Origin of the sequence: Salinibaculum sp. SYNS191, from assembly GCF_037338445.1 — an archaeon.
GTDB classification, from domain to species: domain Archaea; phylum Halobacteriota; class Halobacteria; order Halobacteriales; family Haloarculaceae; genus Salinibaculum; species Salinibaculum marinum.
On the sequence record NZ_CP147838.1, the window covers coordinates 2,646,019 to 2,660,615 of the forward strand.

Genomic DNA, 14,597 nt, shown 5'->3' on the forward strand with positions numbered 1-14,597 from the left:
CCGGGTCGGAGCTTCCTCGCTGGACGATGTGGGTCTATCGATTGCATTGTCCTATCGAACCATAGACCAGAGTCGGCTCACTGCGGTCATTCTGCGGGTTCGATGTGATTTCGAGTCTGACTTCCAGACACGATTGGTCACCCGCATCCTCGACAAGATCTGCCTGAATCGGGTCATCAGTGTCAGAAGTGGGAACCTGCGCGTACAGCGTGTATTTTCTAGGTTCGGCAGGTAAGTCGTCGAAGGTAACGAATTGATTCGGCGCGGTCGGGACTGTGACGGTCCGCCAGAGAACGATCTCATCGCTGGCCGTCAGCAGAACACTCACCTCAACAGCCCTCTCGAGACGATTCCGGATGGTAATCTCAGAAACTGTCACTTCAGCGGGCGCGAGCGAATCGGAGAGCGAACAGCCAGCCAGTGCTGTGAGCAGCATCGAGCCACCGAGCTGGAGGGCAGAGCGGCGCTTCATACATCACAGTAGTGTGATAGCTTTTGAATGTTTTTGGAAAGAGAGGTGTGACGAGGTGCGCAGTGCTGAATCCGATCACCGTATCGACCGATTTCACTCCTCACGGTCTCAACTCGCTGCCGTGCGAGATCCGCGCTCTGAATACAGCAGCACCTTCAGCAACTACTCAAACTCTGTCAGTAGCGCCGTGACCGATACAGAGCACGGTTCTCGCAATGCAGCAGGTCAAGAGTGTGAGTGCAGGAATCGGACGATACAGGTCTCTCCATGAGATTATCAGATATTAATAACTAATATATGGGTGCATCAGAACTCATCAACATGAAACGTCGTTCCTTTCTATTGATGAGTGCTTTCGGTCTCGCTGGCTGTACCGGAACTGATACCGAAGCCACTGAAACGCCGACATCCATTCAACTAACCGAAGAACCGCCAGCAACGCGAGAAAAAACCTCGACGGCCGCTGACTTCGAACCGCCAACGCAGACCCAAACCGAGACTCCGACGGAGACAGAGGCAGTTTCACCGACGGAAACGGACACGGAAACTGAGGCAGAGACAGCGACACGAACACCAGCGCCAGATCCGGGCCAAATTGAAGTTGTTGAGACGACGCTCTTTTCGGACAGTGCCATGTTCGGACCCGATAAATATGCGCAAGTAGACATCGAAAACCAGACGACGAATATACATGGATATGCAGAAGTTCATGTCGACTTTCTTAACGCAGACGGGGAGTCCATCGACACGGATCGGACAAACATTCTAGCCATCCCCGGAGAGAGCACTTGGCGAGCGTATCTAGAGTATTATGGTGATCAGACAGTCGATGAAATTGATGGGAGGATTGTTGACCAGTCCCGTCGCATCCCAATTACGTCACCGGATGGTGCAACAGTCACCGAAAGTGGGGACATTCGAACGAGTCTCGACAATCCACAGGTCAACGGAACGATCGAAGTAACCGAAGCATTCGACTTCCTAGAAGTGCTGGCCCCGTTCTACGATACGAACGGTTATCTCCGCCAAATCGGGCGTGATACCGAGAGTCATCTTACTGCAGACATGACATGGAAGTTTACTGCTGATGCAACACTAGATCCACCGGATGATGCTGCTGGTATTAGTGATTACGAGTTGCTCCTAACCACAGACTGAGAACGATCATTCGGTGTGTCGAATTTCAGATTGAATTGTTCTGTGATCACCTTGTCGAGCACCGCCACGTGACCCGAAGCATTTTCATGATGTGCAAACAATTGCACGATATGCAAAGTTCGAAGGTGCTTTTTGATTTCCCATTTCCGGAAGAACGGATCTTCCGGTACCAGGCGATGCAGGACATCCTTCACCACCTCGCGAACAATCCCTTCGAAGAGTTCACACAACAAGAACTTGCGTCGATTACGGGCGCGGACGTGTCGTCGATTTCCCGTTCGGTCGACCTCCTCGAAAAACTGGGTGTGATCGCGGTGAGTGAACAGCGTCCCGCCCGAATTACGATCGACATGGATCACCTTCAGCGACCGGGACCCGTGTTCATGATACCACAGTCCGAATTCCGCAAGCCAGTTCAAGCCTATCTCGATGAACTCGAGACGCGTATCCAAGAGAGTGAGGAGCTCGACGAACTCGTTGGGGTCGTCCTCTTTGGGAGCGTCGCTCGCGGAACAGCAGACCGTCGCAGTGACATCGACCTCCTCATCATCGTTGACGGTGCCCTCACCTACGGACGACGTATTTGTACGTCTCTCGCGCGTGACATCGAGGAGGAATCATTCGCTGGCAACCGGTACGAGTTCGAGGTACTCGTGGAAACGCCGGACACCGCCATCTCCCACGGAGGCGAGCTGACAGAGATCTTCGATTACGGGCTGGTACTCGACCGTTCTGCCCGGCTACAGGATCTCCGTCAGAACATCTACGCCACGTCAGGAGAGGGTGCATAGGGATGCCGATTAACCACGACGATATCGAGCCGCAGCTGTCGAATGCACAGGAAGCGTTCCGTCTCGGTGGGCAAACTCTCGAAGAGGGACTCGACGTCTCCAGTGCTGAACTCGTCCAACTTCGGAAGGCGTGTCGACTTCTTTCCGGGGCAGAACGATTGCTCGAAGACGGATATTACACGCTCACGATCGAAGCCGCCTTCACGTCGATCGAACGGACGCTGCTATTCTGGTTGATTACAGAGGGACATCACGACCCATCCCAACCGCCCCAATCACACACCACCGCGATCAATCGAAGCGCCGAAGTTGGATTCATCACTGACGAGGTTGCGACGAAACTCGAAGATCTCTGGAACGAAAACCGGGCATACACGTACTACCAAGATGGGGTTGCCACAGATGATCGTGGAGATGCAATGGTCGCGCTCGCTGATGAGATCCATCTACAGATCGTCAATCTCGTTGGACAATCTCACGACTGCATCTGTGAGTGATATCGGCGAAAAATACGGTGAGAATTAGCTCCTGATGGCCGTGGTGAATCGCTAGACGTAGCTTGATTTCACTGTTTTACCGACGAGCGAGATTCGCATGGTGGGGTACTCAACGTATTATCGACCAAGTGATTAGATGGAGCGTCGGCCTAGTCGGCGTAATCCTGGTCGAAGTCTCCCTTTCTCGCCTCCGAGAATGATAACCGTCTCTTCCAGTCGTGAACGCTTCTCTGGCTGAGTTTCGTGAGCACCATCCCTGTAAGAGACGGGCAGTGTGTCGGCCGATTCAATTCCCGTATCTCTGGACGTGTGCCGTGAGAGATCCGGCTCTGTCTGCAGCAGATCCTCGACGAACTTCCCGGGAGCTGTTAGTAAGAGCGCGCGAGATACGCGCTGTATATCCAGCAACGCCTCCGTCAACTACTCAACCTCCGTCAGTAACGGCGTGACCGATGCAGAAGCGAGATGAGATCAGATCAGTTCTACCGATTGCTTGTCCTGGTTCGATACACATACTCGCTCCCACCAAAGATGGCGGAGAGAACGAGGGAGATCGGAGAACGGGACGCGGCGTAGAGGGCGAGGCCGAAACCGAGGCGCTCGTCGCCGCCGTGGCAGACGCGGGATACGACGCGATAGCTTGACACCGCGGCGGTTTTCGTTCCGTCGTCAAACCGAAGTCGCCCGAGACTCCTCACCCCATCGCAGGTTCGGTTGTGAAGGTTTGGCTCGGAGCTGGTTTTGAATCCATGTTTATCTCCTCGGTAGAAATTCGATTCGTAACCACAACCGAGGTAAAGAATCCGGTTGTATATGTCAACATGGACCAAACACGCGGCCAGCGAACTGAGGGACGACTCCTCGCCACGATGGCACTGGTCGTCGTACTCGTTATCGCCTTCAGCAGCCCCGTCGCCGCCCACAGCGGCGACGACGGCTTCCACCACCACGACGGCTGGATGGGGTCCCATGATGGGGGCTTTGGATACCTGTGGATGACGCTCTGGATGGTCGTTCTGATTGGCGTCCCGCTCGCTCTCGGGTACCTGTTTCTCACCCGGCGTGATTCGGGCAGGGAGACGACCGACGACGCACTTACCGTTTTGCGGCGCCGCTACGCCGAGGGAGAAATCGACGAAGAAGAGTTCGATTCCCGCCGTCGGAAACTCCAAGCCGGTGAGTAAATCGTGGACGATTCCAGTCATTCGAGCGGAGCCGACCACAGCGAACGCAGCCACAGATTAGACGACGGGCACACCGACCACGGCCACCACGAGGGACACGACAGTCTCGACGAGGGTCCCGAGGAGCGAGGTGGCGGCCACGGAGACCACGGTGGGATGCACGCGGGTCACGAACAGATGTTTCGGCGTCGCTTTTTTATCTCGACGCTGCTCTCCATCCCGGTACTCCTCTACAGTGAAACGCTTCAGTCGTGGCTGGGCTTCTCTGTTCCCGCGTTTCCCGGCAGCGAGTGGATAAATCCCGTCTTCGCCGTCGTCGTCTTCGCCTACGGTGGCGTCCCCTTCCTCAAGATGGCCGTTCCGGAACTGCGCGACAGAACGCCGGGGATGATGATGCTCATCTCGATGGCAATCAGCGTCGCCTTCGTCTACAGTCTGGCAAGCGTCGTCTTTCCCACCTCGTCGGCCTTTTTCTGGGAACTGGTGACGCTCATCGACATCATGCTGCTGGGCCACTGGATAGAGATGCGTTCAGTTCGGCGCGCCTCCAGCGCGCTTGACGAACTGGCGAAACTCATGCCTGACACCGCCGAGCGCATCACCGACGATGGCACCGAGGAGGTCCCAGTCAGCGACCTCTCGGAGGGTGACCTCGTGCTCGTGCGACCGGGCGCGAGCGTGCCCGCAGACGGTGTCGTCGAAGAGGGCGACTCTGACGTGAACGAGGCGATGGTTACCGGCGAGTCGAAACCCGTCTCGAAAGAACCAGGCGACGACGTGATTGGGGGCACCGTCAACGGCGACGGGAGTCTCCGCGTCCGCATCGACGCGACCGGTGAGGATACCACGCTGGCAGGCATCATGCGACTGGTCGAAGAAGCCCAGTCGAGCCAGTCGAGGACGCAGGTGCTGGCCGACCGGGCGGCAGGGTGGCTGTTCTACGTCGCCGTCGGCGCGGCTGTCGTGACTGCTATTGCGTGGACGGTGGCGGTATCGTTCAACGCAACGGTCATCGAGCGCGTGGTCACGGTGCTGGTTATCGCCTGCCCGCACGCACTTGGCCTCGCGATTCCGCTGGTGGTCGCCATCAACACCTCGCTGGCTGCCCGGAACGGGATGCTCGTCCGGGACCGCATCGCCATGGAGCAGGCCCGCAATCTCGACGCCATCATCTTCGACAAGACGGGGACGCTCACCGAGGGCGAACACGGCGTCGTCGGGATGGAGACGGTCGACAGCGTCGACCAGACCGAGGCACTCGCGCTCGCGGCGGCCGTCGAGAGCGACTCCGAACACATGATCGCCCGCGCCATTCGTGAGGCCGCCGCCGAACGCGACGTCTCCGTCCCCGACGCGAGCGGATTCGAAGCGATGAAAGGCCGAGGCGTCAGAGCGACCGTGAGTGTCTCCAGCGAAGCTAGAGGCTCGTCGGATGCGTCCGACGGTGGTCAGGAGGTCTACGTCGGCGGGCCGAATCTACTGGATTATCTTGACAGCGAGGTACCCGAGTCGCTCGCGGCCTTTGCTGACGAGGCTGGAGAGAACGCACAGACCGTGGTCTACCTCGTTCGAGACGGAGACCTCGTCGCAGCCTTCGCCATGGCCGACGTCATCAGAGACGAGAGCTATCGCGTGGTCGAGGCGCTCCACGACATCGGCATCGAGGTGGCGATGCTGACTGGTGATTCAGCGGACGTGGCAAACGCCGTCGCCGAGGAACTGGGTATCGACACCGTCTTCGCCGAAGTGCTGCCCGAGGACAAGGACACGAAAGTTCAGGAACTGCAGGACGAGGGCAAACTCGTGGCGATGGTCGGCGACGGCGTCAACGACGCACCCGCCCTCACTCGGGCAGACGTGGGCATCGCCATCGGGAGCGGGACCGACGTGGCCGTCCAGTCGGCAGACGTCATCCTCGTCCAGAACAATCCGATGGACGTGGTGCGACTGGTGAAACTCAGCAAGGCCAGCTACCGGAAGATGCAGGAGAATATCGTCTGGGCGGCGGGGTACAACGTCTTCGCCCTCCCGCTTGCTGCTGGTGTGCTCGCTCCAATCGGTATCCTACTGTCGCCTGCTGTCGGTGCACTGTTGATGTCGCTGAGTACGGTCATCGTTGCCATCAACGCACAACTGCTACGTCGGGTGGACCTCTCTGTCCTGAGTTTGCCAGGAATGCCAGCATCAGATGGCCCACGGCCAGCGGGGTGACGCTGACTCCCCGGTACGGCGTAGAAATGCCGCGGGGTTTCGGTGACCTTCCAGGCGACGGCCGGCTTGACGAACTCGCGTCCCGTATGCACCAGCGCCTTCACCAATTAGTTCATATCTGCCAGTAACAGCGTGACCGATACAGAGCGTGTAGGCAGCAGGAGAGCGGGGCTAATGTGAAACAAATAATGACAGCATCGATACGTAGCTTTGTATATAGGTTCTGTGACGGTCATGGTTTCTGTGGAGGGGGCATAGATGCTGAGTGAGAAGTGACACTGTGAGCAGTGCTAACTTACTTCACTACTAAGTTATTATCTCTTATATTCAAGTAATCGGTGTAATGATAAATAATACTATCCGATTAACGGTGTTTGCCGTTGTTCTGACAGTTGCACTCTCGATGGTGGCTGCTCCCGCCGTGGCCGCACCGGGTGACAAGGTCACCGTCACCGACCCCGACCAGATGGATAAGCACGAAAAGAAGGGTGTAATGCCTGGTGACAACGTTCAATTCCCGGATTCATTCTTTGACGAAAAGATAGGGCCGGGTAACAGTGTAGCAAACGATGCAGCCCCTGAAGACCGGTTCCTCAAGGCCAAGAAGGCATTTGATGAAAAAGTAACCTTCCCTGACAGCTTCTTCGATGGTAACGATGACGAAGAATTCCAAGATGGAAGCGACCCTGCCCTGTCCCCCTGACACGGCCGGAACTGTATCGTCACTAATGCAGGTGATGAGTCCGAATACTTCTTTTCGGTCTCTCTGCTGAATTAAATAATTCCATCCACCCATACGCCACAGAGTGCAACATTCGCGCTGTGCATTCACCTATGGAAACGCTGCTATCTACACAAACCACCGTTTTCGACAAAACAGTTACGCCGTCCTGTAGTCTGCTGTTCTCCTAGCCGGCAGGTGGTCGATATCTTCAGGCGGTGCGGTGGCGGTCTGGCGATAGCTGTCGCTCACGCTGGCCCCGACCGGCCACTGAGGGCCGCCGAGCGGGCGGCCCTCAGTTCCCTCGTCTACGCATTCACATCAGGCGGATCGTATACCTCGCCTCGGTCTAGCATGTGGTAGATCGACACCAGCATTTTCCGAGCGCAGGCGACGATTGCCTTCTGTGAGTTCTTCCGGCTTGCTAGCCGCTCATAGAAGCGGCTTAGGTACTCATCGTTACAGGTGTGAACTGCTGTGTTTGCAGCCTGGACGAGCAACCACCGGACACGACCCGATCCACGTTTCGAAATACTCCCCTCGATCCGCGAGTCGCCTGACTCGCGGATCACCGGGTTCAATCCGACATAACTGACGACCGATTTATCACCGTCAAACCGACTGATCTCGCCTAACTCGGCATAAATCGTCAACGCCGTATAGTAACTCACGCCGGGAATCGTCATCAGCAGCTGGGTCTCCTTCAGAGACCCAGCGCGTTCTTCGATCGTCTCTTCCAGATTGCGAATCTCTTCGCTGAGCGTCTCAATCAGCTCAATGTACGACTCTAGCAGGGAGTCCCACGGCGTCGGGAGCGAGAGTTCCCGCAGGAACTCTCGTCCCTCCTGAGTCAGCGGCTTCACGTCCTCAGTGATGCCGTGATCGGAGAGGAGTCCGTGGATCTTGTTGGCGTACTTGGTGCGGTTCTCCACCAGAGTCTGTCGCCCGCGCACGAGTGCGCGGGCTTCCCTGACCTCGTCGGTTGGAACGTAGCTCTCCGGAACGGAGTTCAACCGAACCATCCGCGCGAGTTCTTTGGCGTCAACGCGATCAGTTTTCTTGTCAGTGTCGGCGATCTGATTCAGTTCCTTCGGGTGAGCAACAGTCACATCCAAATGCTCCGACAGCGTATCGTGGATGTGGTAGTAATTGCTGGTCGCCTCAAGTGCAGCTTGAGAACCAGCATACCGCTGGGCGAGGTCGTCGAGGTTCGCGTTCTCGACGCGAACCTCTTCGACGATCTCTCCAGCCTCATCCATTACTGCCACCTGTGCGTACCGTTTGTGGACATCAATTCCGAGGTACATTGTCTGTTCACCCGGGACGCCAGTGCGTGAAGCAGAGAATCACCTATTCGGGCTTTCCCGGATGCCGCACGCCGCGGCATCCGGGCTGTCACGCCCATGACTCGGCTTCTTTCGCACACGGACCAGTCAGCACGACGTGCTCGATGGCACGGAATACACATCGGTCTCTTGCGCCCCATCTTGTTTCACGCTCGCATGGAGTAGCAGCGTTTCCATCGAGTCAGCACTACCTTCGCCAGATATCCAGTTTCTGTCAGTAACTACGTGACCGATTCAGAGCGTGTGTTCAGCAATCAAACCGATATTGGTTCACTGTGTATGTGGGAGAATAGAGGAAAGTTGGGAGAGTAAGTCGATCATACGAGGGTACGTTGACCTCGCTCAGTTACCCTGAATTGCATCGATAACGACTGTCCCTGCCACTATCGGATCGATTGGTACCGAACTGCTATCGCTAATCGTGATTTCGTACCGGTCAAAGACGGCGAAACCGCTCTCGATAGTTCCAACAGCAGTGCCTTCCGCATCAGTTATCTCGAACTTGTGTCCGATTCACTGGCCCACTGGCAGGATCTTTCGACCCACGGTAAAGAGTGTGCCACGTGAGTTGATCTCGGCGAGAACCGACCCGTTCTCAGCGTCGCGGATTCGCCAGGTATCCTGGAAGAGCGAAAAGTCGTTGTCCAGAACGACGAGTTCTTTCCCAGTTTGGCTATCTGTGAGCAGATAGTCGCCGGCGATATCCCAATTCCCGCTGGCCTCGACAGTAAATAATTCAGTTCCGTCGGTGTCGAGGAAGGGGAAGGTATCGTTCCCCTCGTACATCTGGTGGGTGCAGCGAAAGATCGTGTCACCAGTGACGTCCCTGGCTTCATATTCCGGTTGGAAGTTCTCGTCCCTGCCCGTCTGTTCGACGGTATACTGACTGCCAGAGAGATTGAGGGCAGTGGTCTCGTATTGTTGTGGTTCTCCCATCGTTAGAGGTGTTTTGCTAGTGACATACTTAAAGCCGGGACAACAGTTTCAACGTGAGAAATGGACCGGTCTAAAGAACTGAATGGACCAACTCCTGAAAATCATATTGAGTAAAGGTGCGCTTCAGAGTGATTACTCTCACCGACCCCAGAGGCCTACCGATACGTGACCGATTCGCGCCCTGTATCCATCAGCGCCTTCGCAAACTACTTCAACATAGGTTATAAAGTGTCTTTTGGACATCAACTACGCCTCTGGTTTGCGAAACAATGCTCTGCTCTACTCTACTGACCGCTCACGATACCCTCTGTATCGACCAAACCTTGCTCCACTCTGACTAGACCACCTGGGTTTCTGAATTTGCGCGGTGTATGCAGGAGACGGTCACCGAATCATCGGCCGCCACCGTCGTCACCGGTTTGGCGACGTGGAAGCGGGGCCTTCTCCTCGCACATCCGTAATTGGCTGCGTGCTCATCGGACAGGACCACTCCCGCGGTTACCCGGACGGTCCGCCCTGTGACTGGTTCGGAATCTTCGGGAGGAGCCACGCGAGTAGTGAGTCCTGACTTCGAGTCTGGAGCCAGATGCGGCCTGAACCGTGAAACTCGGCCACCAGACCCTCGCCGCTCAGCAACGTCGACTTCAGGCCGCCGACGCGTTTCACGGTGAAGTCGGCCGTGTCCTCGAACGCCACGATGTGTCCCGTGTCGACGGTGTACGTCTTGCCTGGGTCAATTTCGACCTCCTCGATAGCACCGTAGCTTGCCATGAACAGTGAGCCTCTCCCACTGATCCGGAGCAAAAACAGGCCTTCGCTGCCGAAGAACGTGCGGGCCCCGCCGAACTCGGTGTCAACGTCGAGCTCTAGACCCGAGGCGATGTACGAACCGGACTGAACGTAGACCGTATCGTCTTCGAGCTGGTGGTGGACCATATCGCCAGGGAGCGGTGGAGCGAACGCGACTGATCCGGGCTCGTTGGCAGTGAACGTGTTCTGGAAGAAACTCTCGCCGCCGAACAACCCTCGCCGGAGGGACTTGAGGAAGCCACCGGTCGCGTTCGTCTCCATCTCGATACCGTCGCTGTGGCTCACCATTGCACCTGACTCCGCGAGAATCTGTTCGCCCCTATCGAGGGAGATGTCCACCATCGCGTACGACGGACGGCTCGTTATTTCGTGTTCCATATGGGTAATTATCGGAGGCTTAGAATAACGGTACTTCCCAAAAATAGATCATTTGACGACCACCACAGTACGGGTCAATCCCAATTCGTGGTAGTCAATATAGTGGTGCGTAACGTTGTCGAAATTCGCACGCAGTGAGAGGAACTCCCTGATGACTACAGAGGATGAGTTTGCGGAAAATCGAGGAGAGAGCCCCGTTCAGCGCGGGGAGGCTGTCAAAACGCCATTAGGGCCTCACTGGAAGTGGCTTTCGCCCGTTTGAGCGCATCACCTCTCTGTTTCGCTCAGGCCAGTCCAACAATCGATGTCGAAGGAGATCTCCCTCTTCAGTCTCTGGATCGTAGCCTGCAATGTTCGCAGTCAGTGTCAAAACAACCCATCCCCCGTATCCGAAAACGACAGTCACACCAGTTAACACAACGACTGAGATGAGAACTCTCACGAGCCGTGTTTTGAATGATGGGACTGGCTCGTTCGGGCGGCCATTCTGTGACATCTGTGTGACTGACTTTCCAGGAAATCGGGAAAAAGTATCCCGCTCAGTTGCAGGCTGTGAAATCACAACTCTCACTCCCCGGCTGGTAAATATGCACTCTGTATGCAGCAGTGTCTCCTCCACCTACTCATCCGCTGTCAGAACGTGCGTGACTGATTCAGAGGCTGTATTGATCATATAGTCAGACAACTATCGGTCGTTGGCGGGGGAACGATTGACAGCTTCGGAAATATGATTGACAGCTTCGACAATATCGTTGATCATATACGAGAACGAATAGTGCACGGTTCGAGTGGTCTCTGGAATGCTCCGGCCATACGTAGCGACGCTCGATACCAGGCGGCCCCCGACTCCTCGGACGACCGCAATGTCATTGGGGTCGGAGCCAGTGATTATCGAGGCCTCGAAGGATTCACTCACGTTCCCGTCGACGAGCAACTCGCCCAATGCTTCTGCAGCTGGACGCTTGATTGTCCCGACAGCGACTCCTGCTAACAACCAGTCGACAAGTCGCGACGGATCGAGGGGCGTCTCGTGGTCGACAACCGCGACGACAGCGGCCTCCGGGTCATCGCTTACACTCGCGTACTCGGGGAGGGTTCCAGTGAGGTCTGGGCCAAAATATACCGGCGTGGATTTCAATGCCGGATACCGGACCGATTGTTCGGTTTGTGTGGACTCACCACCGAGGTTGAGGGCAGAACATCCCGCGAGACACGCCACGCCTGTTACGCCGATGGAGGTAAGGAGGGCACGACGTTTCATATCCCCTACTTTCATCACCAACGATAAAAAATGTATTCTAGCCGAACATTTGGTGCGTGACGACAGACTCAGGGCGCTTAGTCAGCGCCGAGGAATTACTGAGTTTGGACGACACTGAGCGGTCAATACAGCGAGACACTTACCCGCATCAAGCCCGGTAGAAAAATCGTGCCCTCCCTCCTCAAGAAACTCTTTGGCAGCCGCCGGCGTCTCGATCAGTGTACCGAGTGTGGAGAACCTGTTTTTCCAGGCTCTAAACGGTGCAACACCTGTCGCAGTGAATAATTGCTATCCGCTCCACCCTCCCTAAATAGTACCCAATGCGGGTCACCCGTCGGACGTGTTCCGGTGTGGAACTAATATTTATAAATTTCAAGATAAGACAGTATACTGACCAGTGGCTCGTGTCCTGATGAAGAGAAAGAAACTATCGCTTCATGCTGCACATATGCTCTGAATCGGTCACGCACGTTCTGACAGCATTCGAATTCATCAGTAGCAACAGTGCGAGATGTAGGCGGCGAATCTCGAATAGCGACTCACACAAACCGAGGCTGGTGAGTCGATTACTACGATAGAAGGGCAAGATATGATCTGAGGAAGATACTTGATGAATCCGAGACAAGCTAGCAATCTGCCAGGCCGCCCCTCCCAGTCAAAGCCACTCCAATACGTCGGAGTCGTCGTTGCTCTCCTTGCAATCGTCGGGGACACTGTATCCGACTGGCGCTTCGGGGAGACTGACGGTATCATCCCCTTCGTTGTCGGTGTTGGCATAGCTATCTTCGCCGTCGGATGGACGCTATATCAACAAATTGGGTGAGTTGAACGCTCTGTTCTCTTTGCCACCGGTGCGCGTCCCCCTGTTGAATACAGAGCGCGGGTCTCGCATGTGTGCAGGTCACGAGCCTGGGCGCGAGAACCGTCCGATACAGGCCACAGCGAGACCAATCGGAACTGATGGGGAGAAAGACCACAAAGCGTATGCCACTCAACAGTCAATTTTTCTTAATGTCCCTGATCGCCCCATTCCGTGAGGAACCGTCCCTCCGTCGTCCGGGAATCATCCTCCTTGGCCTGTTGACCACGATCTTAGTCGGTGAGCGGCTGCTCACGATGGCTGTCGCTGGCGTTCGTCAGGGATCCTCGGGGTTCCCGGTGTGGCTCCCTGAACTGGGTTCAATCGGTGAGACGATCGTATTCTACAGCATGCTGTTCGACATGCTGAAATTCATTGTACTCCCCGCGGGATTCCTGTGGCTCGCCTACCAGTACGGCCGTTTTTCGGCAAACATCTAAGCACTCGCATCTGCCGGGTGATTCAGACCGAAGTCCGTGAGTGACATCCTCCTCGCCGTAAACGGCGAGGCTTCCCGTACCGCAGGTTGGGATATTTGCTGGTCTACGATACGGCCTGTTCTCTCGTGTTGAACGTCCCGCTCTCGCGGTCGAACAGGTGTACCGACGGCTGTGCCACACAGCCGTTACTCCTATCCTCACCGTGAGGACTCGGAGTTATCTTTTGCCGCATATTCTCCGCCCCGTTGCAATCCGCGTTGGCTACCAACTCACATGACGAGCAGACATACAGCCCACGTTCGACACGGTTCGACTTCGTATCGTCGCCGCACGCCGAACACGTCTTCGAGGTGTCCCACTCGTTCTCTTTCAGCACCTCAACACCGCGCATCTCGCCTTTGTATTCGAGGTACTGGTAGATGCGGTCGAACGCCCACGAGTGCAGCTTCTTGTTGCCGGTCTTCCCCCAGTCGGACTCTTGGATGTCTTCGGGCCAGCTCACTGCGAGCGTTCCTACATTCCGCTCAACGCACTCGGTGATGATGGTGTCTGTGAGAACGTGGTAGAAATGTGTCTCCCGTTCTGCGAGTTTCCGACGTGCCCACATCGACTTCTGCGAGGGGCCGTTCTCACCCTCAGTGTCGTACTCTTCGCGGGTGAAGTAGTGCTTGTCTTCTTTGAGCGAGTTGCCGGGATACAGGACGTATCCGTCGGGGAAGGCGACCGTGGCGATGTTCTTGATGCCGAGGTCGATGCCTGCCACGCCATCTCCTGATGAGTCGTTGGTTTCGAGTTCGACTTTGCAGACGAAGTGCAGTTCCCACTCGTCGCCGTTCCAGATGGCTCGAACGTTCTGCACGCTGTTGACTTCTGTGAGGTCAACGTCTGGGCGTGTCTGGTACTCGCAGAGGATGAAGTCCGACCAGTTTTCTTTCAGGTTTGAGCCTTTCGAGAGGCGAACGCGGTTGTTCTCAGGGTCGTGTTTGAAGCCGTCTTCTTTGAATGTGACCGTGGAACGTGGTCGGGTGTCGCCGTGTTTGCGGTAGCCGGGCGGATTCGCCTCGTCGTCCTTGTGTCGTAGGTCAAACCATGACTGGAAAGCGTCGGAAAGTTCTTCGATGACTTTCTGACTGGATTGTGCATTCAGGTCTTTCCAGCACGGTTGGTTCTTCATGTACGATTTCAGCACCCCTTCGTCTGGGATTTCGCCGGTCTCATCCCAGATGTGGTCGGCTGTCCATCGTGCGACGTTCCAGATTTTGGAGGCGGAGTCTCCGAGCGAGTCAAGGCCATCGCAGACCTGTCGGTGGTTCTGAATGGAACCAACGTAGGTGCGCGTGGCCTGAATCGCCATACATAGCCTATGTAGACAAATCTACTTAGTGGTGTTGATTAGCATGGAATATCCGGTCTGCTGTCGAGCGGTGGTTTGCGTAGTTGAGTGGCGCGATTCACGCCCGCCGTGGAGTGGTATGCACAAGAACTGAATAGTAAACGAAGACGGGCGAGCGGCTACAGAATCGGTGGCTTCGC

At 56.0% G+C, this 14,597-nt stretch carries 13 protein-coding genes; 7 read left to right on the top strand and 6 right to left on the bottom strand.

What is annotated here, in order from left to right:
* Positions 1-34 precede the first annotated feature (34 nt).
* Entirely contained in the window at positions 35-472 is a 438-nt protein-coding gene (locus WDJ57_RS14095; RefSeq protein WP_338901450.1) for a hypothetical protein, read from the bottom strand.
* Between the two features lie 321 nt (positions 473-793).
* On the opposite strand from WDJ57_RS14095, the gene WDJ57_RS14100 reads away from it, so the two are divergent.
* The 6 genes from WDJ57_RS14100 (at position 794) to WDJ57_RS14125 (ending at position 7,016) form a co-directional block, all read left to right on the top strand.
* Complete coding sequence (locus tag WDJ57_RS14100; protein ID WP_338901451.1) at positions 794-1,630, top strand: FxLYD domain-containing protein; 837 nt, start codon at positions 794-796, stop codon at positions 1,628-1,630.
* 110 nt (positions 1,631-1,740) lie between these two features.
* On the top strand, positions 1,741-2,421 hold the full coding sequence (locus WDJ57_RS14105; RefSeq protein ID WP_338901452.1) for a nucleotidyltransferase domain-containing protein: 681 nt from the start codon (positions 1,741-1,743) through the stop codon (positions 2,419-2,421).
* Between the two features lie 2 nt (positions 2,422-2,423).
* Positions 2,424-2,918, top strand: coding sequence for a hypothetical protein (locus WDJ57_RS14110; RefSeq protein ID WP_338901453.1), 495 nt, complete (start codon positions 2,424-2,426; stop codon positions 2,916-2,918).
* Positions 2,919-3,739: 821 nt separating this feature from the next.
* On the top strand, positions 3,740-4,102 hold the full coding sequence (locus WDJ57_RS14115; RefSeq protein ID WP_338901454.1) for an SHOCT domain-containing protein: 363 nt from the start codon (positions 3,740-3,742) through the stop codon (positions 4,100-4,102).
* 156 nt (positions 4,103-4,258) lie between these two features.
* Complete coding sequence (locus tag WDJ57_RS14120) at positions 4,259-6,313, top strand: heavy metal translocating P-type ATPase (protein WP_380629839.1); 2,055 nt, start codon at positions 4,259-4,261, stop codon at positions 6,311-6,313.
* Between the two features lie 343 nt (positions 6,314-6,656).
* On the top strand, positions 6,657-7,016 hold the full coding sequence (locus tag WDJ57_RS14125) for a hypothetical protein (RefSeq protein WP_338901456.1): 360 nt from the start codon (positions 6,657-6,659) through the stop codon (positions 7,014-7,016).
* Between the two features lie 326 nt (positions 7,017-7,342).
* On the opposite strand, the gene WDJ57_RS14130 is transcribed toward WDJ57_RS14125, so the two are convergent.
* From WDJ57_RS14130 to WDJ57_RS14145, 4 genes are all read right to left on the bottom strand, one after another.
* Positions 7,343-8,341, bottom strand: coding sequence for an IS110 family transposase (locus tag WDJ57_RS14130; protein WP_338901457.1), 999 nt, complete (start codon positions 8,339-8,341; stop codon positions 7,343-7,345).
* Positions 8,342-8,893: 552 nt separating this feature from the next.
* Complete coding sequence (locus WDJ57_RS14135; RefSeq protein WP_338901458.1) at positions 8,894-9,316, bottom strand: hypothetical protein; 423 nt, start codon at positions 9,314-9,316, stop codon at positions 8,894-8,896.
* 498 nt (positions 9,317-9,814) lie between these two features.
* Positions 9,815-10,504 (bottom strand): TIGR00266 family protein, encoded by a 690-nt coding sequence (locus tag WDJ57_RS14140; RefSeq protein WP_338901459.1) that lies wholly within the window; start codon positions 10,502-10,504, stop codon positions 9,815-9,817.
* A 685-nt stretch (positions 10,505-11,189) separates the two neighbouring features.
* The gene (locus WDJ57_RS14145; RefSeq protein WP_338901460.1) at positions 11,190-11,765 is read right to left on the bottom strand and encodes a hypothetical protein; all 576 of its coding nucleotides are present in this window, start codon (positions 11,763-11,765) and stop codon (positions 11,190-11,192) included.
* Between the two features lie 1,011 nt (positions 11,766-12,776).
* Between WDJ57_RS14145 and WDJ57_RS14150 the strand changes: the two genes are divergently transcribed.
* Positions 12,777-13,064, top strand: coding sequence for a hypothetical protein (locus WDJ57_RS14150; RefSeq protein ID WP_338901461.1), 288 nt, complete (start codon positions 12,777-12,779; stop codon positions 13,062-13,064).
* A 103-nt stretch (positions 13,065-13,167) separates the two neighbouring features.
* On the opposite strand, the gene WDJ57_RS14155 is transcribed toward WDJ57_RS14150, so the two are convergent.
* Entirely contained in the window at positions 13,168-14,418 is a 1,251-nt protein-coding gene (locus WDJ57_RS14155; protein WP_338901462.1) for an RNA-guided endonuclease InsQ/TnpB family protein, read from the bottom strand.
* Positions 14,419-14,597: the final 179 nt, after the last annotated feature.